Origin of the sequence: Paenibacillus sp. FSL R7-0302, assembly GCF_038006885.1 — a bacterium.
Lineage (GTDB): Bacteria > Bacillota > Bacilli > Paenibacillales > Paenibacillaceae > Paenibacillus_AQ.
Genome location: NZ_JBBOWB010000001.1, coordinates 1,743,476 through 1,768,343 on the forward strand (window position 1 = coordinate 1,743,476; position 24,868 = coordinate 1,768,343).

Consider the following 24,868-nt stretch of genomic DNA (forward strand, 5'->3'; position numbering starts at 1 on the left):
TATAGTATGTTTAATAAGAGGCGTACTGCCCGTTCGAAGTGCCCCTACAACTTTTTTGCTGGAAAGGTGTGAAGTCCAAATGAGTACATTGCCGACAGAATTTGAACGTACGGAAATCGGTGAGATCCAGATCGCTCCAGAGGTGATCGAGGTTATCGCCGGTTTGGCAACCGTTGAGGTGAAAGGTGTGGCCGGAATGAGCGGCGGTTTCGCCGGCGGAATCGTGGAGCTTCTCGGACGCAAGAACCTGTCCAAAGGGGTTAAGGTTGAGGTTGGACAGCGCGAGGCTGCGGTGGATGTGTCCGTAATTATCGAATACGGCTACCGTCTTCCGGAAGTGGCTGCTGAAATTCAGCGCAATGTTAAGCGATCCATCGAAACCATGACCGGTCTGACCGTTGTGGAAGTGAACGTGCATATTCATGATGTGCAGTTCAAAAGCAATACAAGCATTGACAAGAGCGAGGACACGGATGCGGTTATCCGCGTGAAGTAAGGGTTCAGTTCTTCCATAAACCCCCGACAGTGCGTCGAGGGTTTACCTTAATTTAAGGAGGTTGTGAGACTCGTGGCCAAAATTCTGGACAGGCTTCTGCTGTTCCTGTACAGCTTAAGCATTGGAATACTATCTGTAACTGCCATCCTCCTCTTAAGCGGTGTCATTCCGGACAAGTATGAGATTTCGGACGGACCGGCGGTCTATATCACTGCGATCTCGGTGGCGGTCATTCTGTTCCTGCTGAGCATCCGCTTCTTCTACATCTCCCTGCGCCGCGACCGCGCTTCCCTGCCGTCTGTGGATCAGCGTACAGAGTACGGGGATATTCAGATCTCAATGGAGACCATTGAGAACCTGAGTCTGAAGGCTGCGGGCAAAGTGAAGGGCATCCGCGACCTGAAATCGCGCATCCGTGTCTCACAGGCAGGTCTTGAGATTATGATCCGGGCGGTCGTCGACGGCGAGCATTCACTGCCGCTGCTTACAACGGATGTACAGCGTCAGGTGCATGATTTCGTACAGGAGACAACCGGAATTCCGGTTGCAGATGTGTCTGTATACATTGCTAACCTCACACAGGCACCAAGCTTCAAAAGTCGAGTGGAATAGAGGTGAGTTTCCCTGATGTCCTGGAGAGAAGTATGGGAAAGTCACGGGGGTAGAATTACCGGAGTTGCCTTCGGTGTCTTTCTCGGATTGATTTATCTGATTAGCGGTTTTTGGGATATGCTGTTCTTTGCACTGGTAGTGTTCATCGGATATACGTTCGGCAAACGAAAGGATACCGCGCAGGGTCCCCTGTTTCAATGGCAGGAGATCGCAGAGCGGCTGTCCGGACGCTGGCGTCCCTTCAAATGAACCGCGATAGTCTTTCTCCCGGAAGCCTGGAACCCGTTACTTTGAGTTGCTGACCTGCGGAAGAAAGGCTGCGCGGTTTTTTGCTGAAAAGGCAGTATAAATGCCCGGAGTGTGCTTTTTGAGAAAGTTAAGGGTATAAATACACCTGAATCGGCCCGTAGTGGGCTTTTTGAGAAAATTAAGGGTATAAATACACCTGAATCGGCCCGTAGTGGGCTTTTTGAGAAAATTAAGGGTATAAGTACACCTAAATCGGCTCGAAGTGGGCTTTTTGAGAAAATTAAGGGTATAAATGCTCTTAAATCGGCCTATGCGGACGTTTATGTGAGGAAATGTAGGATAGAAGCTGGTCCGGTTGTAATTGTTGAAATCTGTAACACCAAAACAAGAGGCTAGTTCGTAGGAGGAACACATGAAGAGACGTTTAGCGAGAGAAATTATTGTACAAAGCCTGTACCAGATGGAAATGAACGATGTAGAGGTTACCGAAGCGGTTGATATGCTGATTGAAGAAGCGGCAGATGAGAATGAAACCGAGCGCGTTATTACCGATGAGATTGAACTGAAGGCTTATGTAGTTACGCATGTCAACGGCGTGTGGGAGCACAAAATGGCGATTGACGATATGCTGGAGCATTATCTTAAGGGCTGGCAGATGAGCCGCTTGTCACGTGTAGACCGTCAGATTCTGCGTCTGGCTACCTTCGAGATGATCTTCGCCAGCGATGTGCCGGCCAAGGTGTCTGTCAATGAGGCGATTGATCTGGCCAAGCATTTCGGCACAGAAGATTCCGGTAAATTCGTGAATGGTGTCCTCGGTAAAATGATTCAGGATGTGGACACGCTTAGAGCTGAGCTGTAGTTCAGCTTCAGCTTCAGCTTCCATTTAAATTCGATTCAGATTCGATTCAGATTCAGCAGCAGGCGGCAGTAACAGGCTAATAAGCCTTCAATAGACAATAGGGGAGAGACTTACATGACAGCAGCGATTATCAGCGGTAAACAGGTATCGGACGACATTCGGATCGGGATTGCCCGGGAGGTTGCAGACTTAGCGGAGCGCGGTGTAAAGCCGGGTCTGGCTGTCGTTCTGGTCGGTGAAGATCCGGCTTCCCAGGTCTATGTGCGTAACAAGGAGAAGTCCTGTATTGAACTGGGCTTCCATTCCGAGGTGCACCGGCTGGATGCCGCTACCACCCAGCAGGAGCTGCTGGCACTGGTGGCGGACCTGAACGGCCGCAGCGATATTGACGGCATCCTCGTTCAGCTGCCGCTTCCGAAGCATATTGAAGAGAAGGCTGTGATTGACGCCATCTCTGTAGAGAAGGATGTGGACGGCTTCCACCCGGTCAATGTAGGGAATCTCGTCATCGGGGATGACAGTCTGCTTCCCTGCACGCCTGCCGGGGTCATTGAACTGATTAAGCGGACCGGTACGGAGATCTCCGGCAAGCATGCTGTCGTGATCGGCCGCAGTAATATTGTCGGCAAGCCTGTATCCCTGCTGTTACAGCGTGAGAATGCCACAGTAACCATGTGCCACTCGCGCACAGCGAATATGGCTGAGCTTAGCCGTCAGGCCGATATCCTGGTGGTAGCGATTGGACGGGCCAACTTCATCGACGCCTCGTTCGTGAAGCCAGGTGCGGTTGTGATTGATGTCGGGATGAACCGTCTGGATACCGGCAAGCTTGCCGGGGATGTTGATTATGAGAGTGCCCGGGAAGTCGCTGGGCATATCACGCCTGTGCCGGGCGGCGTAGGACCGATGACGATCACCATGCTGATGAGCAACACACTGATCGCCGCCAAACGCCGCCGCGGCCTCAAGTAGGCCGGACTTATGGCGGCAGAGCGGCAGATCTACTCCATTAAGGAGCTTAACAAATATATCCGTATGAAGCTGGATTCGGATGCGCTGCTGTCCGACGTATGGATTCGCGGTGAAATCTCGAATTTCACCCATCACGGAAGCGGGCATATGTACTTCACGCTGAAGGATGAGAGCAGCCGGATCAAAGCCATCATGTTCGCTTCGCATAACTCGCGGCTGCCGTTCGTGCCCAAGGAAGGCACGAAGGTAATAGCCAGGGGAAATGTGACTGTATATGAACGGGACGGGCAATACCAGTTCTATGCGACACATATGCAGCCTGACGGAATCGGCAGCCTGTATCTGGCTTACGAGCAGCTGAAGAGCAAGCTGGAGAAGGAAGGCCTGTTCGCAGCGGAGCGCAAGCGTCCGCTGCCGCAATTCCCGCGCTGCATCGGGGTTGTGACCTCCCCGACAGGAGCGGCTGTGAGGGATATCATCATCACCCTGCAGCGGCGCTACCCGCAGGTTGCGATTGTACTCCACCCTGTACTAGTGCAGGGTAAGGGGGCCGGACCGTCCATTGTACAGGCCATACAGAACCTGAATGCCATGGGAGAGGCCGATGTGCTGATTGTCGGACGCGGCGGCGGCTCCCTGGAGGAGCTGTGGGCCTTCAATGAAGAGGTCGTCGCGCGGGCGATTGCGGCCTCCGGGATTCCGGTCATCTCGGCCGTGGGCCACGAGACCGACTTCACGATCGCCGATTTCGCCGCCGATCTCCGGGCGGCCACCCCTACGGCAGCGGCGGAGCTCGCTGTGCCGAGCGCAGCCGAGCTGGCCGGGCAGCTGCGCATGGCCCGGCAGCGGCTGCGCCAAGGGCTGCTGCGCCGCTCGCAGCGCGGCGGCGAACGCCTCGCTGCACTGCAGCGCTCGCTGGCGCTGGCCGGCCCCCGCCGGCAGCTGGCCCAGCACGCGCAGCGGCTGGATATGCTGCGCGCGGCCCTGCTCCGCGCAGCAGAGGCAAGGCACAGCCGCGCGCAAGGGCGCAGCGCGCTGCTGCACCAGAGCCTGCAGCGCTTCCATCCGCTTAGCAGCGTCAGCGCTGCCCGCCGGCGCACGGATGGCCTCACCCGTGAGCTGACGGCGGCCATGCAGGCGCGCCTTGCCGATAAGCGCGCGCGGTTCGGGGCAGAGCTGCGCCATCTGGATGCGCTCAGCCCGCTTAAGGTCATGTCACGGGGCTACAGCCTCGTGTATGACGAGAAGGAACAGCATTTAATCAAATCGCTGAAGGAAGTAGAGCTTGGCGATGTGGTCAACATAAAGCTTAATGACGGACAACTAAACTGCCACGTATGGGGAATGAAGGAGGATGGCAAAGCGAATGGCGAAGGAAGCTGAACTGGATTTTGAGGGAGCTATGGAGCGCCTGGAGGGTATCGTGCGTGAGCTTGAACACGGTGACGTTCCCCTGGAGAAGGCGATTGATTTATTCCAGCAGGGAATGAAGCTCTCGCAGCTATGCGGCAGCAAGCTGGAGCAGGTGGAGCGCAAGATTGAGATGATCACCGTGGAGGATGGCGAACTGCGCAAGAAGCCGTTCGGCAGCCGGCTGGAAGGCGATAGCGATGAGTCATTCTGAGCTTGAGCCATCGGGGGGTTCGGCAGCGGCGCAGGGCCGCGAACCGCTGGAGCAGTATATAGCAGATGTCAGCCGCTGGGTTACCGCAGCTCTGAGCAGTACCGTACCGGAGCAGTGGGACGTTCCCCAGGTGCTCAGGGAGTCGATGGAATACTCGCTGCAGGCCGGAGGCAAACGCCTGCGGCCGCTGCTGGTCACCGCCGCCTGCGAAGCGCTGGGCGGCAGCCGTGAAGCCGCGCTGCCAGTGGCAGCCGCGATTGAAATGGTCCATACCTATTCCCTGATCCATGACGATCTGCCGGCGATGGATAATGATGACTACCGGCGCGGCAAGCTGACGAATCATAAGGTCTTCGGGGAAGCCATGGCCATTCTGGCCGGGGATTCGCTGCTGACTCATGCGTTCTACAGTGTGGTACAAGCCTCCCGTAAGCATGGGGTTCCGGCAGAGCGCGTGCTGTCCATCGTGGAGGATCTGGCCGAGATGGCCGGTCCGCGCGGGATGGTCGGAGGCCAAGTGGCCGATATGGAAGGTGAGCAGGGAATGACCGACCTGCAGCAGCTTCAGTACATTCATCTGCACAAGACTGGCGATCTGGTGATCTTCTCCTTGCTTGCTGGCGGCAGAATCGCCGGTGCGGATGAGGGACAGCTGGAAGCTCTGCGCCGGTTCGGCACACAGATTGGCCTGGCCTTCCAGATTCAGGATGATATTCTGGACCTCATCGGCGATGAGAGCAAGCTGGGCAAAAAAACCGGCAGTGATATCAAGCAGCAAAAAGTAACCTATCCGTATTTCATCGGCCTGGAGGCTTCGCGCGCAGAGGTCAAGGAATTGACCTCAGCAGCGCAAGATGCGATTCTGGAAGGCGGGTTCAACGACCCGTCCCGGCTGCTGGAAATTGCCGAATATTTGATGTCACGCGACCACTAAATGAAGTTTCGAAAACGGCTGTGTTTCGACAGCCGTTTCGTTTGTGTTATAATGGGGTTTATATTTTACAACATCTAGGAAAGCGGGGAATACTCGTGCTGCTTCCACAAATAAACGATCCTCAGCAACTCAAGTCTTACTCAGTCGGAGAATTGGCTGCACTTGCGGAGGAAATTCGTCAGTTTCTGATCGAGAAGCTGTCTGTAACAGGGGGGCATCTCGGATCTAACCTCGGGGTAGTGGAGCTCACGCTGGCCCTGCATTACTGTTATGACAGTCCCCGGGATAAGATGATATATGATGTCGGTCATCAGGCCTATGTGCACAAGATACTGACAGGCCGCCAAGATCGGTTTGATACACTTCGCAAGCAGGGCGGACTATGCGGCTTCGTGAAGCGTTCGGAGAGCGAGCATGATGTCTGGGAAGCCGGACACAGCAGCACCTCTCTCTCAGCCGCAATGGGCATGGCGATGGCCCGTGACCTCAAGGGGGAAGACAATAAGGTAATCGCGGTGATCGGAGACGGTGCCCTTACCGGCGGTATGGCCTTCGAAGCGCTGAACCATATCGGCCATGAGCGCCGCAAGCTCATGGTGATTCTGAATGATAATGAGATGTCGATCGCGCCGAATGTAGGAGCCATGCATAACTACTTAAGCAAAATCCGTTCGGACCGCCATTACCTGCGGGCTAAGGATGAGGTCGAAGGTCTGTTGAAGAAAATTCCGGCCATCGGCGGCCGTCTGGCGAAGACTGCGCAGAATGTGAAGGATGGTCTGAAGAACATGCTGGTACCAGGTGTTCTGTTTGAAGAACTCGGATTTACCTATCTGGGACCCGTGGACGGTCATGATCTCGAGAAGATGATCGACACCTTCCATCAGGCAGATAATGTATCAGGGCCTGTGCTGGTTCATGTGCTGACGACGAAGGGCAAGGGCTACAAACCGGCTGAAACTGACTTCTATAAATCACATGCAATCTCACCCTACAAAATTGAATCAAGCCAGTCCCTTAAGGCCGTGGAGGCGGTCAGCCTCCCGATGTATACCGAAGTTTTCGGGGAAACGCTGATTGAGCTCGGACGGCAGGATCAAAGACTGATTGCCGTCACACCGGCGATGCCGGGCGGCTCGGGGCTCTTCCCGTTCGCCAAGGAATTCCCGGACCGGATGATTGACGTCGGGATTGCTGAGCAGCATGCCGCCACCCTGTGTGCGGCGCTGGCGATGGAAGGAATGAAGCCGGTGTATGCAGTTTATTCCACCTTCATGCAGCGTGCTTATGATCAGATTGTCCATGATATTTGCCGCCACAATGCCAATGTTATGTTCGCCATCGACCGTGCGGGCTTCGTCGGCGCGGACGGGGAGACCCATCAGGGCGTGTACGATATCGCTTTTATGCGTCATATCCCGAACATGGTGCTTATGATGCCGAAGGATGAGAATGAGCTGCGCCACATGATGAAGACGGCGCTGGACTATAATGAAGGACCGATTGCTTACCGTTATCCGCGGATTAACGGCACCGGTGTTGCTCTGGATGCAGAGCTGCACAGTCTTCCTATCGGCACCTGGGAACGCCTGCGTCCTGGTGAGGATTATGCCGTGCTTGCCTGCGGCCCGATGGTTCAGGTTGCTGAAGAGGCGGCTGAAGTGCTGAAGCGTGAAGGGATTCAGGTCGGTGTGGTGAATGCGCGCTTCCTGAAGCCGCTGGATAACACCATGCTGCTTGATCTGGCACATGCCGGAACAGGGATGGTGGTGCTGGAAGAAGCGAGCCAGGCCGGCAGCCTTGGCAGTGCGGTGCTGGAGTTCTTTGCAGAGCATGAAATATATGATGCGCATGTCCACCTGATGGGAGTGCCGGATATTTTCGTCGAGCATGGGTCGATTAAGGAGCAACGCCAGGAAACCGGCCTTACCGTTGAAGCCGTGTGCGCACGCATTAAGTCCATGAAGGGGCTTAGCACTTATACCTATAAGTCAACTTCCACCTCGTAAGACAGAGGCGGAAGGCGGACCGAAGTGATCGGGAGATGAACATGGAACACCCTAAGGAACGAATTGATGTGCTGTTGGTGGAGCAAGGCTTCTACGACAGCCGGGAGAAGGCCAAGGCTGCCATTATGGCGGGGCTTGTGCTTGCGAACGAAGAACGGATTGAAAAGCCGGGGATGAAGGTGCTCCGCAGCTCTGCCCTCAGAGTCAAGGGAGCACTGCACCCCTATGTCAGCCGCGGCGGCTTGAAGCTGGAGAAGGCCTTGCGGCAGTTCGGCATCGAGCTGACCGGCCGCAACATGCTGGATATCGGCTCCTCTACAGGAGGCTTCACCGATTGTGCACTTCAGAACGGCGCGGCCCATGTGTACGCTATCGATGTGGGACATAACCAGCTCGACTGGAGCCTGCGTAATGATGACCGGGTAACTGTAATGGAGCAGACCAACTTCCGTTACATGACCCCGCCTGATTTGAAGGGACCTGTACCTGACTTTGCAAGTATTGATGTCTCCTTCATTTCACTGAAAATCATCCTGCCGCCGCTTATGGCGCTGCTTAGCCGTCCTGCTGATATCGCTGCGCTGATTAAGCCGCAGTTCGAGGCTGGACGCGAGAAGGTGGGCAAGTCTGGAGTCGTCCGCGAACCGGCTGTCCACCGGGAGGTGCTGGTGAACGTACTGTCCATGGCAGCCGAGCTGGGCTACACGCTTGCAGGACTAACGTATTCCCCCATTACCGGCGGGGAAGGTAATATCGAATTTCTGGCACACTGGAAGCTGCTGCCTGCAGAAGCTGCGGAGCAGCCTTCAGCGGAGCAGACTTCTGTGGCTGAAGCACAGCCGAATAATTTCGCCGCGCTTGCCGACTCGGTCATTAAGGAAGCGAATGCAACCTTCAGCGCTGCGGGCCATGGAAACTCATCCAAGCGATGAGTTTCTTTTGCTGCCTAAGATAAGAATTTATTGGTCTCCCCGAACCGGAAATTAGCGGCAGATTGTCAGTCCGAAGCAGGATTTCACCCGTCCGCACGCGAATAGATTCAGCGAGGTGATGGGAGTGGCGAGCTCGGACAAGGCTGTAGTGGCACTTATGGGACTGGCGGCGGCAGTCTTTATCGTTTATAGAATCTATATTTGGCTGCAGGGGTCTCCGGGTTCCTTCATGAAGGACAGGGTCCCGCTCAACAAAGTCATTCAGTCCCATCCGTCCATCGCTCTGCTGGAGGATGCGGGGTACGAGGTGATCGGCGGCAAGCTGAAGATTCCGCTGTCTTTTCAGGTGAATGGGGCACCGATGTACAGCAGGCTGTTCATTGATTATGTAGCCAGCAGGAATGAGGAGCATTACTATCTGGTCATCCTGTCCCGCCCCCGCAAGGAGCTTGAATTCACCGGCAGCGGACTCCGGGACCATATCCTCCCCTATCTGCTGATCTACCCGGATTGCAGCGGGGTACTCTATGTGGATACGGTGAATTCCAACATTCATGTAATTAATTTCGGCAAGGACGACGGAGAATCCAGTTAAGCACTATATAAATACGGGAGGCAACAATGAAGGGACACAGGCATATCAAGATTAGAGAAATTATCTCGCAAAAGGAAATCGAAACCCAGGATGATCTGGTGGAGGCATTGCGTGAATCGGGTTTTCAAGTAACACAGGCTACCGTATCCCGCGATATCAAGGAACTGCTGCTGATCAAGGTTCCGATGGATGACGGGCGTTACAAGTATTCCCTGCCCACCGACCAGCGTTATAACCCGACCCAGAAGCTGAAGCGGGTGCTGGTGGACAATTTTGTGCAAATCGACTATTCCGCGAATCTTGTGGTGATGAAATGTCTGCCGGGAACGGCCAATTCCGTGGCTGCGCTGATTGATAATATTGACTGGCCGCAAATTATGGGTACGATCTCAGGAGACGACACCATTCTGATAATCTGCCGCCAGCCGGAGGACAGCAAGGACGTTATTTCACAAATTATGGGTTATATATCGTAGTTCTGCTTACGGGCAGACAGGCAATCATCATGTCGGAGGTGCTGTATTCGTGTTAGAGACATTGTCTATACGCAATCTGGCCGTGGTTGAGGCGGTGGATGTGCATTTTTATCCGGGGTTCCATGTCCTTACAGGGGAGACCGGTGCCGGGAAATCAATTATTATCGATGCACTCGCACTCATTGCCGGGGGACGCGGTTCCGCTGACTCCATCCGGTATGGGTGCGAGAAGGCCGAAATGGAAGCGCTTTTCAGCTTGCCGGGAAGCCATCCGGTCTGGGATACGCTGGAGCGGCTGGGCATCAGTGCGCAGCGTGAGGAGCATCTGGTGATCCGCCGGGAGATTACCTCCCAGGGCAAAAGCACCTCGCGCGTGAACGGCCAAATGGTTAATCTGAGCATGCTGCGCGAAATCGGGGAGCAGCTGGTCAATATTCATGGACAGCATGAGCATCAGAACCTGCTGAAGGCTGAACGTCACCTGGGGCTGCTGGATACCTATGGGGAAGCGGTGATCGGACCGCTCAAAGCGGATTATCAGGAGAAATATACAGCCTTCGCCAAAGTGGAAAAAGAACTCCGGGAACTTCAGGAATCCAGCCAAAAGGCGTATCAGATGCTTGATTTGTACCGTTTTCAGCTGGAGGAAATTTCTGCTGCGGGACTAAAACCGGGAGAAGATGAATTACTTGCCGAAGAACGGGTAAAACTATCCCACAGTGAGAAAATGATGGATTCAGTATCCGGCGCATACGAGCTGCTGTATGACAGGCAAGGGCTGGAGTCCATTGGCAATGTAATCTCCAGGCTGGAAGATGCGGTGCGGTATGACGAGAAGGGTCTGCGGGCCGTCTTCGAGCAATTGCAGTCGGCTTATTACCAGCTGGAGGATGCGGCGTTTCAGCTGCGCGACTACCGTGAAGAGATCGAGTTCAATCCGGCACGGCTGGAGGATATTGAGAACCGGCTGGATCTGATCACTGGACTGCAGCGCAAATACGGGGATAGCGTGGAGCAGATTCTGGAGTATTATCAGCAGATTGAGCGGGAGACGGATCTGCTGGAGAATAAGGATGAATACATTCTGAAATTAACGGCCAAACGTGATGGCCTGCTTCATATCTTAATGGAGGCAGCCGAAGCGCTGAGCCGAGCGCGGCGGCAGTGTGCGACGGAGCTTGCTTCACAGGTTGAGGGAGAGCTGAAGGACCTGCAGATGGAGCGGACCTCCCTCCAGGTGAAGATGGAGACGCTCGAAGATCCGCGCGGCATGGAGTATCAGGGACGGCGGTACCGCCTGACCCGGCAGGGGATCGACAGTGCTGAATTCATGATCTCCCCGAATCCCGGCGAGCCGCTGCGTCCGCTGGGCAAGATCGCCTCCGGCGGAGAGCTGTCGCGGATCATGCTGGCGATGAAGAGTATTTTTGCGCGGCATGATGCGATTCCTGTCCTTATCTTCGATGAGGTGGATACCGGGGTCAGCGGACGGGCGGCCCAATCCATCGCGGACAAGCTGTATAAGCTGTCCTCCACCTGCCAGGTGTTCTCCATTACCCACCTGCCGCAGGTGGCCTGTATGGCGGATCATCAATACCTGATTGCCAAAAAAGTCGAAGACGGACGCACGATGACTGAGGTGGACTCCCTCTCGGCCGAAGGCCGCGTAATGGAGCTGGCCCGGATGCTGGGCGGTGTGGAAATTACCGAAAAAACATTGCATCACGCGCAGGAGATGCTGGGTCTGGCCGAGGCCAGCAAGGCAGCTGCAAGCTAAGCGGGACAATGATTGACAGTAATAAAAGCCTGGGGGCAAGGTTATCTTATAGGTACGCAATTGGCGACCACCTTTTTCGTCAAGCGAAAGAAGCAAAAGGGAGTGTGACAGCCATTGAAGCCTAACCTCAGGAAGTTAATGCCCGGCCTTTTATTTGCCTTCTTTCTCAGTTTATCAGGCATAACGGGACCCTCACAGATCCACGCAGCACCGCTTGAACATCAGCCGCTTAGGGCGGTACAGGGAACCGAGAATGAACTTAAGGTCATCCCCGGAGGTCAGACGATTGGCGTGAAGGTGAAGTCGGCAGGCGTGCTGGTTGTAGGTCATCATCTGATTGAAGTGTCGGAGCAGTCCAAGATTTCACCAGGCGAGAACAGCGGCATCCTGCCCGGCGATCTGATGATCTCCATCAACGGGGTGAAGCTGGACGAGGTATCGAAGGTAGCAAGGCTGGTCGAGCAAGCCGGCCGGAGCAATGATTCCTTAAGCATCGTTTACAAACGCGGCGGTAAAGAGCACACAGCTCAGCTAAAGCCCGCGTATGACCGCACAGACAAGGTGTGGCGGCTCGGGCTCTACATCCGTGATTCTGCAGCAGGTGTAGGGACCCTCACTTTCTACGCCCCGAAGCAGGGTGTGTACGGGGCTCTTGGGCATGTCATCACCGACATGAACACAGGTACGCCGATTGTGGTCGGCAGCGGCCATATCGTGCAGTCCAGCGTCACTTCAATCTCCAAGAGCCAGGATGGCGATCCTGGGGAGAAACGGGCCCATTTTCTGAAGGAAAGCCAGGTTCTCGGGAATGTGGAGAGCAACACGGATTTCGGAATATTCGGTAAAATGACCCGTAATCCTGAGCACAGCCTATATCAGGAGCCGATTCCGGTGGCCATGAGCACTGATGTGAAGGAAGGACCGGCGCAAATTCTTACCGTTGTCGATGGTCAGCAGGTCGAACGCTTCAACGTAGAGATCATCCATGTGGCCCGTCAGCAGACCCCTGCTACTAAGGGTATGGTGCTGCGCATCACCGATCCGCGTCTGCTCGATAAGACCGGAGGGATTGTCCAGGGAATGAGCGGCAGCCCGATTGTCCAGAACGGCCGTCTAATCGGTGCAGTGACCCATGTGTTCGTCAATGATCCCAAGTCAGGGTATGGCTGCTTCATTGAGTGGATGCTTAGGGACTCCGGTGTGGTTCAACAGGATCAGGAGCCTCAATACAATCTTAAGGCGGTTTAGCCTTAAGATTTTTTTGTCGAAGGGCAGCGATTATCCTCGAAACATGAAACAAAATATTTAATTATAAATCAACACCGAAAAAAAATAAAGAAAAATAATTTTCGACAGAAGGATATTAAAACCTGATGTCGAAAGTTATAGGGAGAGAAGATGATCATTATTTTCTGAATAGCAGATATATAAGGAGGAAGTAGCCAGTGCAGAATATTGAAGTGTTGTTGGCCGATGATAACAGGGAGTTCACGAATTTGCTCGCCGAGTACATTACTGAACAAGAAGATATGACCGTGACAGGCATTGCCTATAATGGGGAAGAGGTACTACAGATGCTCAGCGGAGCACGCAAGATCCCCGATGTCCTTATCCTTGATATCATTATGCCGCATCTGGACGGCCTCGGCGTGCTGGAACGCCTGCGTGATATGGATTTGAACCCGCAGCCCAAGATCATTATGCTGACCGCTTTTGGCCAGGAGAATATTACGCAGAGAGCCGTTCAGCTTGGCGCCTCTTATTATATTCTGAAACCGTTTGACATGGAGGTTCTGGCGAACCGTGTGCGCCAGCTGGTCGGCACGCAGGGCAGTATGAGCACTTCCGGAAGCATGTCCGGCTATTCTTCTTCCAGATCTTCCAGTAATGTGGTTCCGCTGTCCAAGGGCAAGAACCTGGATGCGAATATTACCTCAATTATTCATGAAATCGGCGTCCCTGCGCATATCAAAGGCTATCAGTACCTGCGTGAAGCCATCACCATGGTCTATAACAACATTGAGATCCTTGGTGCTATCACCAAGACACTGTATCCGGCTATAGCCGAGAAGTTCAAGACCACGCCTTCCCGCGTAGAACGCGCCATCCGCCATGCGATTGAAGTCGCCTGGACCCGTGGCAATATCGACAGCATCTCCCACCTGTTCGGCTATACCATTAATATCTCCAAATCCAAGCCAACTAACTCAGAATTTATTGCCATGGTAGCCGATAAGCTGCGGATTGAGCATAAGGTGGGTTGAAGGGGTTAGGGGCTGGATAAAAAATAAATACCACTTGCTAATGGGAAATTATATTCCCCAATAGCAAGTGGTATTTTGTTTCACTGAAGCCAATCCGTCTGTATGCAAAAAAACTGGTGCGCCTAATGCTCTACAGCTTGTAGCTTTGTAGTAGAGAAATCCTGCATGAAATGCAACAATACTGCCCAATAGAAGCGACCGATGCTGAAATCCTGCATGAAATGCAACAAAACCAACGCTAACTTGCTCTAAACAATGGAATTACTGCAATTAATGCAACAATGTACCGTGGCCGTTAATATTTTTGAGTGGAATCCTGCAAAATATGCAACAATGAGGCTTCATACAAGCGGTTGGTAAGAGAAGCTCGATAAACAGTATCAGCAAAGGAGGTGGGAGAAATCATAGCTCAGATTATTTTAGGGCTCTGGATGTTCGTACAAGCGGTTTGTCATTTTTTTAAACTCAATGTGCTTCTTCGGCAATCGGTAATGAATACTTTGAGTAGGGATGGGCGAGCCTCTTATCAAAGAGGGCTGGTCCTGCCATACCTTTTACTGAGTATAACTTTTACCGGGATGGGAATTGTTGAAAGGAAGGGGTTCCTTTCTATGCCGGTTTTCCTGGCAATCTATATTATATTGTGTGTTGCAGCATTGACGAAGATCTTGCTGAATAATAAAAAACACTTGGGCTATTATACGTGGTGAATCCGTAAACAACAGACAAAACCGTTCCGGTAAGGAACGGTTTTGACATGTGCAGCCATACCTGAATATGTCGATCCTGAGGATGTTGGAATCCCTCCTCCTGCTCAGTTAACGGACTGGTTGCCCAGACTGCTCAGGTAAGCATCGGCTTCCTGATATGTAGGATAATGTACGGCAAATTTGCCGAACAGTCTTTTCATTTGCATTTTCCAGACCGGGGAGTCTGCAACGTATACCCAGCCGCCTACCCCTGCTTCTATCGCGCGGTCACCGGTGGGAGCGAGCATTGCGGCTACTTCAGGAGAGAGCACGGTTGGGGAACCTGTCACATCAGTTACTCCGGTAAAGCCAGGCTTCAGCTGCTTCAGAGCGTTTTCAAAATCTGCTATGTAAGCGGGTACGTCACTCTCAGTCAGGCCGTAGGCTCTGACGATCACCTGGTTTTTTGCAATATTGACTTCCATTGTGTAAGACATGAACATTCCTCCAGTTGTGGTATTAAGTTTACATTAGAGTATATCGGATAAGATTGGAGTGTATTTGAGAGAATAAGGAAAACGGAATGGATCGACTCTCATTTATGGGAATTAACCCCATATATTAAGGGGATATGGAGGGTTTTACGCTTCTGATCCAAAGAATTTACACAAACAATTGTTATTATGAAACACAAATTGTTGTCTTGTGTTATGATATAGGTAGAGGTGGCTCTTATGAACGATTTCGATAATTACCCCGATGAGCTGGGGAATTTCATCCGGCACTTCAGGAAGGCCCGCGGGTTAACGCTCAGGGGGCTGGAAGAGAAGAGCGGCATCAGTTATTCACAGCTCAGCAAGATTGAACGGGGAGAGAGTATCCCGCTTAAGGATAACCTGGATAAGATCATTGAAGCACTCGGAGGGGATCTCAAGAACCGGATGTATCATTTGGCCGACTATATGCCTGATATTGAGTACATCAAGACGCTGAAGCAGGGCTACAAGCTGCCTAAGCATAATCAGTCCCAGGACTACATTTACGAGACGGCGTTCAACAAGCTGAAGGAATTCCGGGCGAAGGAAGACAAAGAAACGTCATATGTTTCCTTTGATTCTGACGAGGTCATCGTTTATGAGACGGAATATGGGGCAGGAATGGTTATAGAGAAGATCGAGAAGTACAACCTGACCGATGTGCTGAACGATATATTCGAGGGAAGTCTGGACAGTCTCCGCAGGCAGCCGCGCCAAGGGCGTCAGGCATACTTGTTCGGAGAATGGCTGCGTGAAGGCATTTTTGAGCTGAAGGAAGAGGAACAGGATCAGGTGATTCAAGCCTTGAAGGAATTCACCCAGTTCAAAGTACAACAGATCAAGGGCGTGTACAAGTAAAGAAGGGCCCGGCTTAGCGTGATTGCAAAATGAATAATGTTGCCCTTATTTGCAGCCATCTATTCATCTTGATCCATAAACAAACTACAAATGGTTAGACAGAAAAGGGGAAAAGAATCATGAGAATCAATATGAAGTTCACCAGCAAAGGGAAAGCGGCCATCGAGAATTTCAACAACGAAGAGCTGTTGGAGATTTTTGCAAGATACATCAAGACACTGACCAAAAAATACGATATTGAAGTAGATGTGCCGCTTGAAGTGAACCAGAATATCGTTGCCGATGGAACCGTCATTGCTATGGCCCAGAACGTCAAATGTGATGCCGAGACCTTCTTCAAGGAGCTGGGACGCGATATCAAGGTTCCCCTCAAGAAGCGGCTTGGCGGGAAGCTGGAGAATGTGTTCAAGACTGAAATTATCGAGTAGACAAAAGTTTGTTTACACACCAAAAACCATCCCACACATTTGTGGAGGATGGTTTTTTGGCATCTGTGGAGGTATACCATATGGGTGGAGAGCTTCGCATTCTAATGATGTTGGGTACCTGAAAGATTCCGCGTGGTGAGTACATTCCTGATAATCTGGATAAAATCCGGTGAAGCCTTGGCTTCCAGCGCCAATTCGTAGATGTTCATTAATTGTTCGTCAGACAATAGCTCAAGTGATGAGGGGCGCGGAGAAGGATGAAAGTAAGTATCCATTGTATTCCTCCATCATGGTTGAGAGTAGTGGACAAGATAATTAAGATATTAATGAAATGCTTCTATGTAAATGGTACCATCTGGAATATAATCCGTCTGCTGTCATTCGCCCTCTGAATTTATCTTTACATAAGTTGGATAATATGTGATAATGATTGAATTTGTTTTTCTTAGCCTGTCATGACTACAAAAAAAGCAGCGCCCCCCTTTGAAAAGGGAATCGCTGCTCTCTTTACATTCTATGACTGTGGTTCGTTCTTATGCGAAGCCAGAAATCTGCGGATACGTGGTTCCTTGGATTCAGATACCGTTGCAAATTGTTCCCCTTGATTGAACAGAACAATCTTCCGTTCCTGATCATAACCGTCAATATTGCCAATGTTGACTACATTACTGCGGTCAAGACGTTCAAAGCCCATTTCTCCGTAAGCTGCATACAAATCGGAAAGGGTGGTAGGGAGAACAAATTCGCCTTCTTTCGTATGGACGAATATTGTATTCTTGTAATTAGAGAAATACAATATCTCCTCATCCTTGATACTGCGGGATGAGCCGTCGTTTTGTAAGACACGCATGTACTCCCCATCCTTGTGTAATTACTTGCGTAATTCTTTTGGTGCTTCCGGGCTGTGAATCGCTGGTTTCATGATTGAAACAAAAAAACGAGCTGATCCGGCAAGAGCGGATGAAAGCTGTCTTGCGATAGTTTTTCTCAATGTGTTTGCCTCCTTGTCCAGGGAATTACTGTTAATGACTGGACTAAAAATGCCAATCCTAGCACAGTTGATTGAAGTAAGAAATTAGAGGAGACCATTACTATAGAAACCAACTTCAAAATAGGATAAATTGAAGCGGGGATTCTTGCGTTTTTGTCAGGGTTTGGAGCGAATAAAATCATGATGAGTAAACTGGCTGAGTTAGCAATCCAAAGGCCGAATTCTGAAAATGCGATTAAAGAAGGGAGCAGGGTACTTAATAAAGTAGTGACAATATTACAAGCCATAGCTGTTTTTAAATGAAACCCGCCAGAGGCGAGGCGAAGGAAACAGAAGCTTAACAGAAAGGTTAAACATTCTGTTAAACGGCCGGCAATAAGGCCTATAACTGCTGTACTTACTATGATTAACAACGTATTTAAGATAATGCCAAGCGCATATTGCATGATTTCTATGGAATGAGTTTCCTCGGGATTAGCATTTTTGATTGTGACTGCAATTCGATTAGCTAATAAATTCATTGTGCGTTCGATCCTTTTTATATGAAAGATATAGGTAAGCATAGAGCAAAACAGCATAAATCATGGGCATAAGGAAGAAATATTGCGAATATTTTTCTGTTAGGATCACCAATAATATAACAAAGATTAAGGAGGGTGCACTTAGAATTAAAATTTTAATTTCACGTTGTTCAATTTTAACTTTGACATTTTGTTTGTCAGGCACAAAGTCAAATCCTTTTTTCTTCTTGCCGATATAAGTTCCAATAGTTATAGCTGCGGTAGCAGAAATAAATTGAAGGACGTATACAGCTATTGACGTATAAGGTAATCCAACTTGATACAGTCCTATTAATTTCATAAAGAGATAGCATGAGGATTGAATGAACATATAGGCAAGGTATGTCAGTCCTGTCATAGAAACAGCGTAAAAAATATGAATTCGAAATAAAAGCCAGATAAAGCAGAAGGTCAACAAATATTGAAAGAATACATCTGTTAGCACCATTTCATAATCATTACGGAGAACAAACGAGACAAATGCCATTAATGTAGAAGCAAATATCATTTCTACAGGATATACATCAATCTTAAAAACCTTGAAAGCCAAATAAAACATTGCAGATGTTTCTAAAATAGAAAATACCATATAAAGCACAAAATCCAGCATGCTTACACTCCCGGGAAATAGATTAACTAATCTGTAATCCTGGTGATATTATACATAATAGGCTAAGATACAACAACAGCTTTTGACACAATCCGGCAAATATTTCTTAAAAATTGGTTTGGAGAGGGGTTTTTACCATGATTCAGCGTCCTGCGCAAGGAGAGTATACCGAATTTCAGTCCAGATATATTTCACTGGTGCCGCCGGAAGGAGAACTTCGCGTCATTCTAAGAGAGCAGACTCAGCAAGTGCTGACTTTGCTTGGCGGGCTGACAGAGGAGCAAGGGGCCTACCGCTATGCCCCCGGGAAGTGGAGTATCAAGGAAATGCTAGGGCATCTGACGGATAATGACCGTATTATGTCTTACCGCTTGCTGTGTTTTGCGAGAGGGGAGCAGGCGCCGCTGCCGGGCTATGAGGAGAATGATTATGCGGCTGCCGGGGCGTTCGACCGCTTCACCCTGCAAGAGATGATTGCACACTACCGGAGCGTCCGGGAGTCCACCTTGGCGCTGGCAGACAGTCTTGCTGAGGACACCTATGCCCGTACAGGTAACTTTGGCGGGACTGCCATGTCTGTGCGAGCTCAGCTTTGTCTAATCATCGGACATGAGCTGCATCATCTGCGGGTTCTTCATGAACGTTATCTGAACTAGAGGGAGGTGACACATGTGGGCTTACTAAGAAGCATCTGGCATTTCTTCGTCCCGAGGGAGCGCACATTAGTGTACACTACATTCGATCAGGGACAATATCTTCAGGTCAAAAGCCGCCTTGCAGCAGCGGGCATCCCGCACCGTTCCCGGATGAACGGCGGAATGAAGGCGACAACCCAGCGGGCGAAATTCGGCGGTAAGGTTAACGTTCAGTATGACCTGTTCGTCCGCAAGGAGGCAGAGCACCGGGCGCTGGGAGCGATTCACAAGTCTTGAATAAAGGTGGGAGGAAATGTACAAGACCTGGCATAAAGGCCGCCGGAACGAAGAGAGATTGCTCTTACAATTTACGACCATCAGATGGGAGAAGGAAGTGAGGGGCGCTCCTTTTTCAACTGCGCGCAACAATTACAGGGCTAACTTTTCTCTGCCGGATACCTTGTTCAGTTACGATTTGTCTTATGGTCTTCCCTTCCATCATTTAGTGATTGCGCAGAACAAGACAGGGTTCGAGGTTGTTCAAAACAAGAGCGTCATCCTGGACCCCGGGGCTGAGTCTTGGACTATAGGCTGCGTCAAAGTGGATAAGATTGAACGGGAATACCTGTTTAGTTATCACTACTCCATGGCTTGCGGCAAGCCGGTACGGTATGACCAGCGGTATAATCCTTTGAGCGAGCGGGCCTTTGGACTGGGTCCCAATGAATATGGCAGAATCTCTTATAACGGCAGACATCTCTATCAGGATACGGGAGAATGGTATTATGAGCTGAACACGCTGAATGCGCTTGTGACCGGCCATACGGAACCGGATGTATTCATAAGCACTGAACCTGTGAAGGAATATAGACAGATTGAGATTCTGTACTGATCTGAAGATAGAGGTTATGAAAAAACGCATTTCAGCCTTTCTTAGGGCCGAAATGCGTTTTGCAATTCCCAGGCTGGGTATTTTACAATGGGGGATTCTTGTGGCATTTACGGCAGACCGGATAATAGGCTTCATTGCCGCCGATCTGGATCTGTTTGCCGCTGTATACCGGCTTGCCGTTCTCGACCCGCAGCGCCATGGTGGCTTTCCGTGCGCAGAACCAGCAGATGGTCTTCATTTCTTCAATCTTGTCGGCGTAGATCAGCATGTATTTGCTGCCTTCGAACAGATTGTTCTGGAAATCATTTTTGAGGCCGAAGGCCATCACCGGAATGTCCAGCTCATCCACAATACGCACCAGCTGCAGGATGCAGTCCTTGCTCAGGAACTGGCACTCGTCGATCAGTACACAGTGCGGCTTCGGCAGACTGCTGCTGACTATGCTGTAGATATCGGTCTGTTCGTCGATCGGAATGGCCTGCTTGCGCAGTCCGATCCGGGAGGAGATATATCCCACTTCATCCCGGTTATCAATGGAAGGTGTGAAGAGAAGCACCGACTTGCCCTGCTCTTCATAATTATGTGCAACCTTGAGAATCTCAATGGATTTGCCGCTGTTCATAGCTCCATACCTGAAAAATAATTGTGCCACGTCCATCTATCCTTTCACTGTTCAGCTAATCTGCTACACGACCAAAAAATCGACCTTACTAGAGTATCATACTCGGGGCCGGAGTAGCCAGTGCAAACATTGCTTCCGCCCGGGATGTGCTATAATGAACGCAATTGTGTCTTCAGCAGGGTAATATAGTGAACAGAAGGGAAGTTAGTCAGGTGACAGAGAAATTGGAGCAATATAAGGAACAGATCAATGCGCTGAAGGAGAAGGGGGAGCTCATCCCCGATGCGGAGAATTTACTGGAAGACATGCTGGCCGAGCTCACCGAGCTGAACCGCAGCAACAAGGCACTGCGCCGGGTCATTTTGAAGTCGGGACAAGGCTCTGCCATGTCTACCCGCCTGCGGGATGCGCTCTACGAATAAGCAAATGGGGTATCTTCGATGAAGCTAATGTTGACTTTTCTTAAAAAATACCGGGTCGCCGCCATTGCCGCGCTGGTCATGATGCTGATTGAGCTGGCCGTGGAGCTGTCGCAGCCGCTGCTGATCTCCAAAATCATAGATGACGGTATCCGGCAACAGGATACGGCTGTCGTCTGGCTGTGGGGCGGGGTGCTGGTAGGGAGTGCCGCTGTGGCGTTTCTGGCGGGAATACTCAGCTCCTTTTTTGCGTCGCATGCCAGTCAGGGGTTCGCATTCGACCTGCGTGACAAGCTGTATGAAAAGGTACAGTCGTTCTCTTACGATATTTTTAGCCGCTTCCCGACCTCATCCCTGATCACCCGCCTTACCGGCGATGTATCGCAGATGCAGGATACGATCTTCATGGGACTGCGGTTCATGACCCGTATTCCGCTGGTTGTGATCGGAAGCGTGATTATGGCGCTTGTTGTACATATCAAGCTGGGGCTGCTGCTGACCGTGACGCTACCGTTTTTGGTGATTTTCATGATCTGGCTGATGCGCAGAGCGTCCGAGCTGTTCCGCAATGTGCAGAGCCGGCTCGACGGCGTGAATGGTGTGATTCAGGAGAATTTGACCGGAATCCGGCTGATCCGTGTATTTGTGCGGATGGGCCATGAGATTGGACGGTTCGCAACCTTCAGCGGAGAGCTGATGAGATCGACTATTGCAGCGCTGCGGCTTACCGAGACCTCAACCCCGTTCATTATGATCATTGTCAACGCCGGGATTCTGGCCGTGTTATGGTTTGGGCGGATAGAGATCTCTACAGGGGATGCGACGCTGGGGCAGACGGTTGCTGTCATTAACTACTCGCTGCGGACGATGGGAGCGCTGTCAGCGCTATCCTGGATTATGGTCAGCTTCTCCCGCGCACGGGCGTCTTCGGGACGGGTCACTGAAGTGATGGCGGCAAGCGATGGCCCGGGCGAGCTGGGTATGACTTCTGGAGAAGGTCTTGCGTCAGCTGTTCAAGGCAAGGTTGAATTCCGGCAGGTCAGCTTCAGTTATGCCGGCAGTGACATTAAGGTGCTTGACGATATCTCCTTCACGGTGCAGCCGGGGGAACGCGTGGCGATTATGGGCGCGACCGGCTCAGGCAAATCCTCTCTGGTCACGCTGATTCCCAGGCTGTATGAATGCGGCAGCGGGAGCATCCTGGTGGACGGACAGAAGCATACGGAGATGGATATGCAGACCTTACGGGGCTCGATTGGCTATGTACCTCAGGAGGTACTGCTATTCACCGGCTCGATCCGGGAGAATATAGCCTGGGGAAATGCAGCGGCGAGTCAGGCAGAGATTGAGCAGGCAGCAGCGGCAGCGCAGATTCATGACACAGTTGCCGGGCTGCCGCAGGGCTACGATACTGCCCTTGGGCAACGCGGAGTTAATCTGTCGGGCGGGCAGAAGCAGCGTCTGAGCATTGCACGGGCGCTGGTGCGCAGACCGGCGATCCTGATTCTGGATGACAGCACGAGTGCGCTTGATGCGGTGACGGAGGGGCTTTTGCTGGCGGAGCTGAAGAAGCTGTCCTGCACGACCTTCCTGATCACACAGAAAATCAGCTCCACCGCCTCAGCGGATCTGATTCTGCTGCTGGACGAAGGCCGGCTCATTGCGCAGGGAACCCATTCCGAACTAATGGATGAGTCCGCGCTGTACCGCAAAATCTATCAATCGCAGACAGGGGAGGGGCAGCATGTTCAAAGCACTCATTGAGCCGTTCCGCTATCCGAAGCTGGATGTAGGCCACGGCGAAGCCAAGGTCTTCGGGGCGATGGGCAGCCGGAAGCCGAAGGCGAAGGCCAAGAACTGGTCTGGCACATTAGGCCGCATATGGACTTATCTCGCAGAACGCCGGACAAAGCTGATCTTGGTGCTGTTCATGGTTCTGCTAAGCTCAGCCTTGTCGCTCCTTGGACCCTACCTGATCAGCCGGGCAGTGGACGATTATCTGGGCGGGGAGGGCGGCAGAACGTGGGGCCTCTTCCTGCTGGTGCTGGCGCTCGTCTACCTGCTGAATTCCCTGGTCTCCTGGCTGCAAAATGTCTGGATGATCGAAGTCGCCCAGGAGACGGTCTACCGGATGCGGACGGATCTGTTCTCGCACCTGCACCGCCTGCCGATCTCCTTCTTCAACCGCAGGCAGCAGGGAGAGATTATGAGCCGTCTGACCAATGATATCGAGAATATCAGCTCGACGCTGAACAGCTCGGCGATTCAGATTTTTTCCAGTATTCTGACGCTGGTGGGAACGGTTGGCGTAATGCTATGGCTCAGCCCGCTCTTGACGCTGCTAACCTTCATTGTGGTGCCGCTGATGATGCTGGGGATGCGCTGGATTACCCGGCGGACCGGCCCGCTGTTCAAGGAGCGGCAGCGGAATATGGGTGAGCTGAACGGGTTCATTGAAGAGACCTTGTCTGGACAGCGGATTATCAAAGCCTTCTCGCAGGAGGAGCGGGTAATTACCGGCTTCAGAGAGCGCAATACACGGATTATGCTGTCGGGGTATTGGGCGCAATCGATTTCGGGCTTCATTCCTAAGCTGATGAATGGTCTGAACAATCTAAGCTTTGCCATCGTGGCCGGAGTCGGGGGGCTGCTTGCAATCCGCGGGCTGGTGACGGTGGGGATTATTATCGCTTTTGCCGAATATGCCCGCCAGTTCACCCGGCCGCTGAATGATCTGGCGAACCAATGGAACACGCTGCTGTCGGCGATCGCCGGTGCGGAGCGCGTCTTCGAGGTGTTGGATGAAGAGACCGAGGCCCGGGATGAGGGCGCGGCGGTGAAGCTTGCGCATGTTGAGGGCGCTGTGAAGTTCTCGGAGGTCTCCTTCTCCTATGATGGGGGGGCAGATACGCTGCAGGATATTTCATTTGAAGCGAAGCCCGGTGAGATGATTGCGCTGGTCGGACCTACCGGTGCTGGAAAAACGACGCTAATCGGCCTGCTGTCCCGCTTCTACGATCCGAGCCGGGGCAGCATTACGCTGGACGGGCGGGAGCTGTCAACGGTCACCCGTGAGAGTCTGCGCAGCCATATGGCCTTCGTCCTCCAGGACTCCTTCCTGTTCAAAGGTACGATCCGCGATAATATCCGCTACGGCCGGCTGGATGCAACCGATGAAGAGGTGGAGGAGGCTGCGAAGCTGGCCAATGCCCATGCCTTCATCATGAGACTTCAAGACGGCTACGACCGGATGCTGTCTGTGGACGGCAGCGGTATCAGCCAGGGACAGAAGCAGCTCTTGGCTATTGCCCGGGCAATTTTGGCGAATCCGTCTATGCTGGTGCTGGATGAGGCAACGAGCAGCATCGATACGGTGACCGAGATCAAAATTCAGGAAGGGCTCCAGGCGCTGATGCGCGGCCGGACCAGCTTCGTCATCGCCCACCGGCTGGGCACGATCCGCGCAGCCGACCGCATTCTGGTGCTTGAGGGCGGACGCCTGCTTCAGCAGGGTTCGCATGAGGAGCTGCTCCGGCAGGGCGGCCTCTATAGTCAGCTGGTGCGGGGAAGTAAGGACGCGGCCGGGGAGTAAGGATGAGGGATGGTTGAGGCATGAGTGAGGCATGGTGAGGATGAAGCAAGGAAGTGTAGCTAATGCTGACATTGATGCTGATGCTAATGCTCACGCTAATGTTGACGCTAATGCTCACGCTAACGCTAATGCTCACGCTAACGCTAACGCTAACGCTAATGCTAATGCTAATGCTCACGCTTGCGTTGAAGGCTGTACGTAGAGACTACGGCGGTGAAATTGGTAAGGTAACTG

The 24,868-nt window shown here is 52.0% G+C and carries 30 protein-coding genes; 23 read left to right on the forward strand and 7 right to left on the reverse strand.

What is annotated here, in order from left to right; translation table 11 throughout:
• The first annotated feature begins 79 nt into the window (after positions 1 to 79).
• The 15 genes from MKY96_RS07290 to spo0A all read left to right on the forward strand — a co-directional run bounded on the left by MKY96_RS07290 (position 80) and on the right by spo0A (position 13,802).
• Positions 80 to 496, forward strand: a complete 417-nt coding sequence (locus MKY96_RS07290) for an Asp23/Gls24 family envelope stress response protein (protein ID WP_036698392.1) — start codon at positions 80 to 82, stop codon at positions 494 to 496.
• Between the two features lie 72 nt (positions 497 to 568).
• The gene (gene amaP / locus MKY96_RS07295; protein WP_340939491.1) at positions 569 to 1,108 is read left to right on the forward strand and encodes an alkaline shock response membrane anchor protein AmaP; all 540 of its coding nucleotides are present in this window, start codon (positions 569 to 571) and stop codon (positions 1,106 to 1,108) included.
• Positions 1,109 to 1,123: 15 nt separating this feature from the next.
• Entirely contained in the window at positions 1,124 to 1,357 is a 234-nt protein-coding gene (locus MKY96_RS07300; RefSeq protein WP_036698387.1) for a DUF2273 domain-containing protein, read from the forward strand.
• 412 nt (positions 1,358 to 1,769) lie between these two features.
• Positions 1,770 to 2,219, forward strand: a complete 450-nt coding sequence (nusB, locus tag MKY96_RS07305; protein ID WP_036698385.1) for a transcription antitermination factor NusB — start codon at positions 1,770 to 1,772, stop codon at positions 2,217 to 2,219.
• A gap of 114 nt (positions 2,220 to 2,333) precedes the next feature.
• On the forward strand, positions 2,334 to 3,191 hold the full coding sequence (folD, locus tag MKY96_RS07310) for a bifunctional methylenetetrahydrofolate dehydrogenase/methenyltetrahydrofolate cyclohydrolase FolD (protein ID WP_340939492.1): 858 nt from the start codon (positions 2,334 to 2,336) through the stop codon (positions 3,189 to 3,191).
• 9 nt (positions 3,192 to 3,200) lie between these two features.
• The gene (gene xseA, locus MKY96_RS07315; protein WP_340939493.1) at positions 3,201 to 4,574 is read left to right on the forward strand and encodes an exodeoxyribonuclease VII large subunit; all 1,374 of its coding nucleotides are present in this window, start codon (positions 3,201 to 3,203) and stop codon (positions 4,572 to 4,574) included.
• Positions 4,558 to 4,815 carry an exodeoxyribonuclease VII small subunit gene (xseB, locus tag MKY96_RS07320; RefSeq protein WP_036698378.1) on the forward strand — a complete coding sequence of 86 codons (258 nt, stop codon included), beginning with the start codon at positions 4,558 to 4,560 and terminating at the stop codon, positions 4,813 to 4,815. Before xseA ends, xseB begins: the two co-directional genes overlap by 17 nt.
• Positions 4,802 to 5,749, forward strand: a complete 948-nt coding sequence (locus MKY96_RS07325) for a polyprenyl synthetase family protein (RefSeq protein WP_340944488.1) — start codon at positions 4,802 to 4,804, stop codon at positions 5,747 to 5,749. Before xseB ends, MKY96_RS07325 begins: the two co-directional genes overlap by 14 nt.
• A gap of 95 nt (positions 5,750 to 5,844) precedes the next feature.
• Positions 5,845 to 7,758, forward strand: a complete 1,914-nt coding sequence (gene dxs, locus MKY96_RS07330) for a 1-deoxy-D-xylulose-5-phosphate synthase (protein ID WP_340939494.1) — start codon at positions 5,845 to 5,847, stop codon at positions 7,756 to 7,758.
• Positions 7,759 to 7,799: 41 nt separating this feature from the next.
• Positions 7,800 to 8,690, forward strand: a complete 891-nt coding sequence (locus MKY96_RS07335) for a TlyA family RNA methyltransferase (protein WP_340939497.1) — start codon at positions 7,800 to 7,802, stop codon at positions 8,688 to 8,690.
• Positions 8,691 to 8,808: 118 nt separating this feature from the next.
• Positions 8,809 to 9,285 (forward strand): hypothetical protein, encoded by a 477-nt coding sequence (locus MKY96_RS07340; RefSeq protein ID WP_445671475.1) that lies wholly within the window; start codon positions 8,809 to 8,811, stop codon positions 9,283 to 9,285.
• A 26-nt stretch (positions 9,286 to 9,311) separates the two neighbouring features.
• The gene (ahrC, locus tag MKY96_RS07345; RefSeq protein ID WP_036698370.1) at positions 9,312 to 9,761 is read left to right on the forward strand and encodes a transcriptional regulator AhrC/ArgR; all 450 of its coding nucleotides are present in this window, start codon (positions 9,312 to 9,314) and stop codon (positions 9,759 to 9,761) included.
• Positions 9,762 to 9,810: 49 nt separating this feature from the next.
• A complete protein-coding gene (recN, locus tag MKY96_RS07350; RefSeq protein WP_340939501.1) occupies positions 9,811 to 11,538 on the forward strand; it encodes a DNA repair protein RecN in 1,728 nt (575 codons plus the stop codon).
• A 138-nt stretch (positions 11,539 to 11,676) separates the two neighbouring features.
• On the forward strand, positions 11,677 to 12,786 hold the full coding sequence (spoIVB, locus tag MKY96_RS07355) for a SpoIVB peptidase (protein WP_340939503.1): 1,110 nt from the start codon (positions 11,677 to 11,679) through the stop codon (positions 12,784 to 12,786).
• A gap of 197 nt (positions 12,787 to 12,983) precedes the next feature.
• On the forward strand, positions 12,984 to 13,802 hold the full coding sequence (gene spo0A / locus MKY96_RS07360) for a sporulation transcription factor Spo0A (protein ID WP_340827354.1): 819 nt from the start codon (positions 12,984 to 12,986) through the stop codon (positions 13,800 to 13,802).
• 814 nt (positions 13,803 to 14,616) lie between these two features.
• Here the strand turns inward: spo0A and MKY96_RS07365 are convergent.
• On the reverse strand, positions 14,617 to 14,988 hold the full coding sequence (locus tag MKY96_RS07365) for a hypothetical protein (protein WP_340939505.1): 372 nt from the start codon (positions 14,986 to 14,988) through the stop codon (positions 14,617 to 14,619).
• Between the two features lie 237 nt (positions 14,989 to 15,225).
• Here MKY96_RS07365 and MKY96_RS07370 point away from each other — a divergent pair, with 237 nt between their 5' ends.
• The gene (locus MKY96_RS07370; RefSeq protein WP_036731967.1) at positions 15,226 to 15,885 is read left to right on the forward strand and encodes a helix-turn-helix domain-containing protein; all 660 of its coding nucleotides are present in this window, start codon (positions 15,226 to 15,228) and stop codon (positions 15,883 to 15,885) included.
• 119 nt (positions 15,886 to 16,004) lie between these two features.
• Positions 16,005 to 16,313: a hypothetical protein gene (locus MKY96_RS07375; protein ID WP_036698353.1), complete on the forward strand. Its 309-nt coding sequence runs from the start codon at positions 16,005 to 16,007 to the stop codon at positions 16,311 to 16,313.
• A 101-nt stretch (positions 16,314 to 16,414) separates the two neighbouring features.
• On the opposite strand, the gene MKY96_RS07380 is transcribed toward MKY96_RS07375, so the two are convergent.
• From MKY96_RS07380 to MKY96_RS07400, 5 genes are all read right to left on the reverse strand, one after another.
• Positions 16,415 to 16,588, reverse strand: coding sequence for a sporulation histidine kinase inhibitor Sda (locus MKY96_RS07380; RefSeq protein WP_083685839.1), 174 nt, complete (start codon positions 16,586 to 16,588; stop codon positions 16,415 to 16,417).
• 239 nt (positions 16,589 to 16,827) lie between these two features.
• Positions 16,828 to 17,163, reverse strand: a complete 336-nt coding sequence (locus tag MKY96_RS07385; protein ID WP_340939506.1) for a LytTR family DNA-binding domain-containing protein — start codon at positions 17,161 to 17,163, stop codon at positions 16,828 to 16,830.
• A gap of 21 nt (positions 17,164 to 17,184) precedes the next feature.
• Positions 17,185 to 17,304 (reverse strand): cyclic lactone autoinducer peptide, encoded by a 120-nt coding sequence (locus tag MKY96_RS07390; RefSeq protein ID WP_340939508.1) that lies wholly within the window; start codon positions 17,302 to 17,304, stop codon positions 17,185 to 17,187.
• Positions 17,301 to 17,825, reverse strand: a complete 525-nt coding sequence (locus MKY96_RS07395; RefSeq protein ID WP_340939509.1) for an accessory gene regulator ArgB-like protein — start codon at positions 17,823 to 17,825, stop codon at positions 17,301 to 17,303. Before MKY96_RS07395 ends, MKY96_RS07390 begins: the two co-directional genes overlap by 4 nt.
• Positions 17,809 to 18,474, reverse strand: a complete 666-nt coding sequence (locus MKY96_RS07400) for a hypothetical protein (RefSeq protein WP_340939510.1) — start codon at positions 18,472 to 18,474, stop codon at positions 17,809 to 17,811. The genes MKY96_RS07395 and MKY96_RS07400 overlap by 17 nt, the downstream gene beginning before the upstream one ends.
• A gap of 137 nt (positions 18,475 to 18,611) precedes the next feature.
• On the opposite strand from MKY96_RS07400, the gene MKY96_RS07405 reads away from it, so the two are divergent.
• Genes MKY96_RS07405 through MKY96_RS07415 form a run of 3 tightly spaced genes read left to right on the forward strand, consistent with a single transcriptional unit; the run spans position 18,612 to position 20,001 of the window.
• Positions 18,612 to 19,130, forward strand: a complete 519-nt coding sequence (locus tag MKY96_RS07405; RefSeq protein WP_340939512.1) for a DinB family protein — start codon at positions 18,612 to 18,614, stop codon at positions 19,128 to 19,130.
• Between the two features lie 15 nt (positions 19,131 to 19,145).
• Positions 19,146 to 19,406 carry a hypothetical protein gene (locus MKY96_RS07410; protein WP_340939513.1) on the forward strand — a complete coding sequence of 87 codons (261 nt, stop codon included), beginning with the start codon at positions 19,146 to 19,148 and terminating at the stop codon, positions 19,404 to 19,406.
• Between the two features lie 16 nt (positions 19,407 to 19,422).
• Entirely contained in the window at positions 19,423 to 20,001 is a 579-nt protein-coding gene (locus tag MKY96_RS07415; protein ID WP_340939514.1) for a hypothetical protein, read from the forward strand.
• An 82-nt stretch (positions 20,002 to 20,083) separates the two neighbouring features.
• On the opposite strand, the gene MKY96_RS07420 is transcribed toward MKY96_RS07415, so the two are convergent.
• Complete coding sequence (locus MKY96_RS07420; RefSeq protein WP_036731981.1) at positions 20,084 to 20,653, reverse strand: thymidine kinase; 570 nt, start codon at positions 20,651 to 20,653, stop codon at positions 20,084 to 20,086.
• A gap of 182 nt (positions 20,654 to 20,835) precedes the next feature.
• On the opposite strand from MKY96_RS07420, the gene MKY96_RS07425 reads away from it, so the two are divergent.
• The 3 genes from MKY96_RS07425 to MKY96_RS07435 are packed head-to-tail and all read left to right on the forward strand — an operon-like array spanning position 20,836 to position 24,634.
• On the forward strand, positions 20,836 to 21,045 hold the full coding sequence (locus tag MKY96_RS07425; protein ID WP_340939515.1) for a hypothetical protein: 210 nt from the start codon (positions 20,836 to 20,838) through the stop codon (positions 21,043 to 21,045).
• 18 nt (positions 21,046 to 21,063) lie between these two features.
• Positions 21,064 to 22,806, forward strand: a complete 1,743-nt coding sequence (locus MKY96_RS07430; protein ID WP_340939516.1) for an ABC transporter ATP-binding protein — start codon at positions 21,064 to 21,066, stop codon at positions 22,804 to 22,806.
• Positions 22,787 to 24,634, forward strand: coding sequence for an ABC transporter ATP-binding protein (locus MKY96_RS07435; RefSeq protein WP_340939517.1), 1,848 nt, complete (start codon positions 22,787 to 22,789; stop codon positions 24,632 to 24,634). The genes MKY96_RS07430 and MKY96_RS07435 overlap by 20 nt, the downstream gene beginning before the upstream one ends.
• Positions 24,635 to 24,868 lie beyond the last annotated feature (234 nt).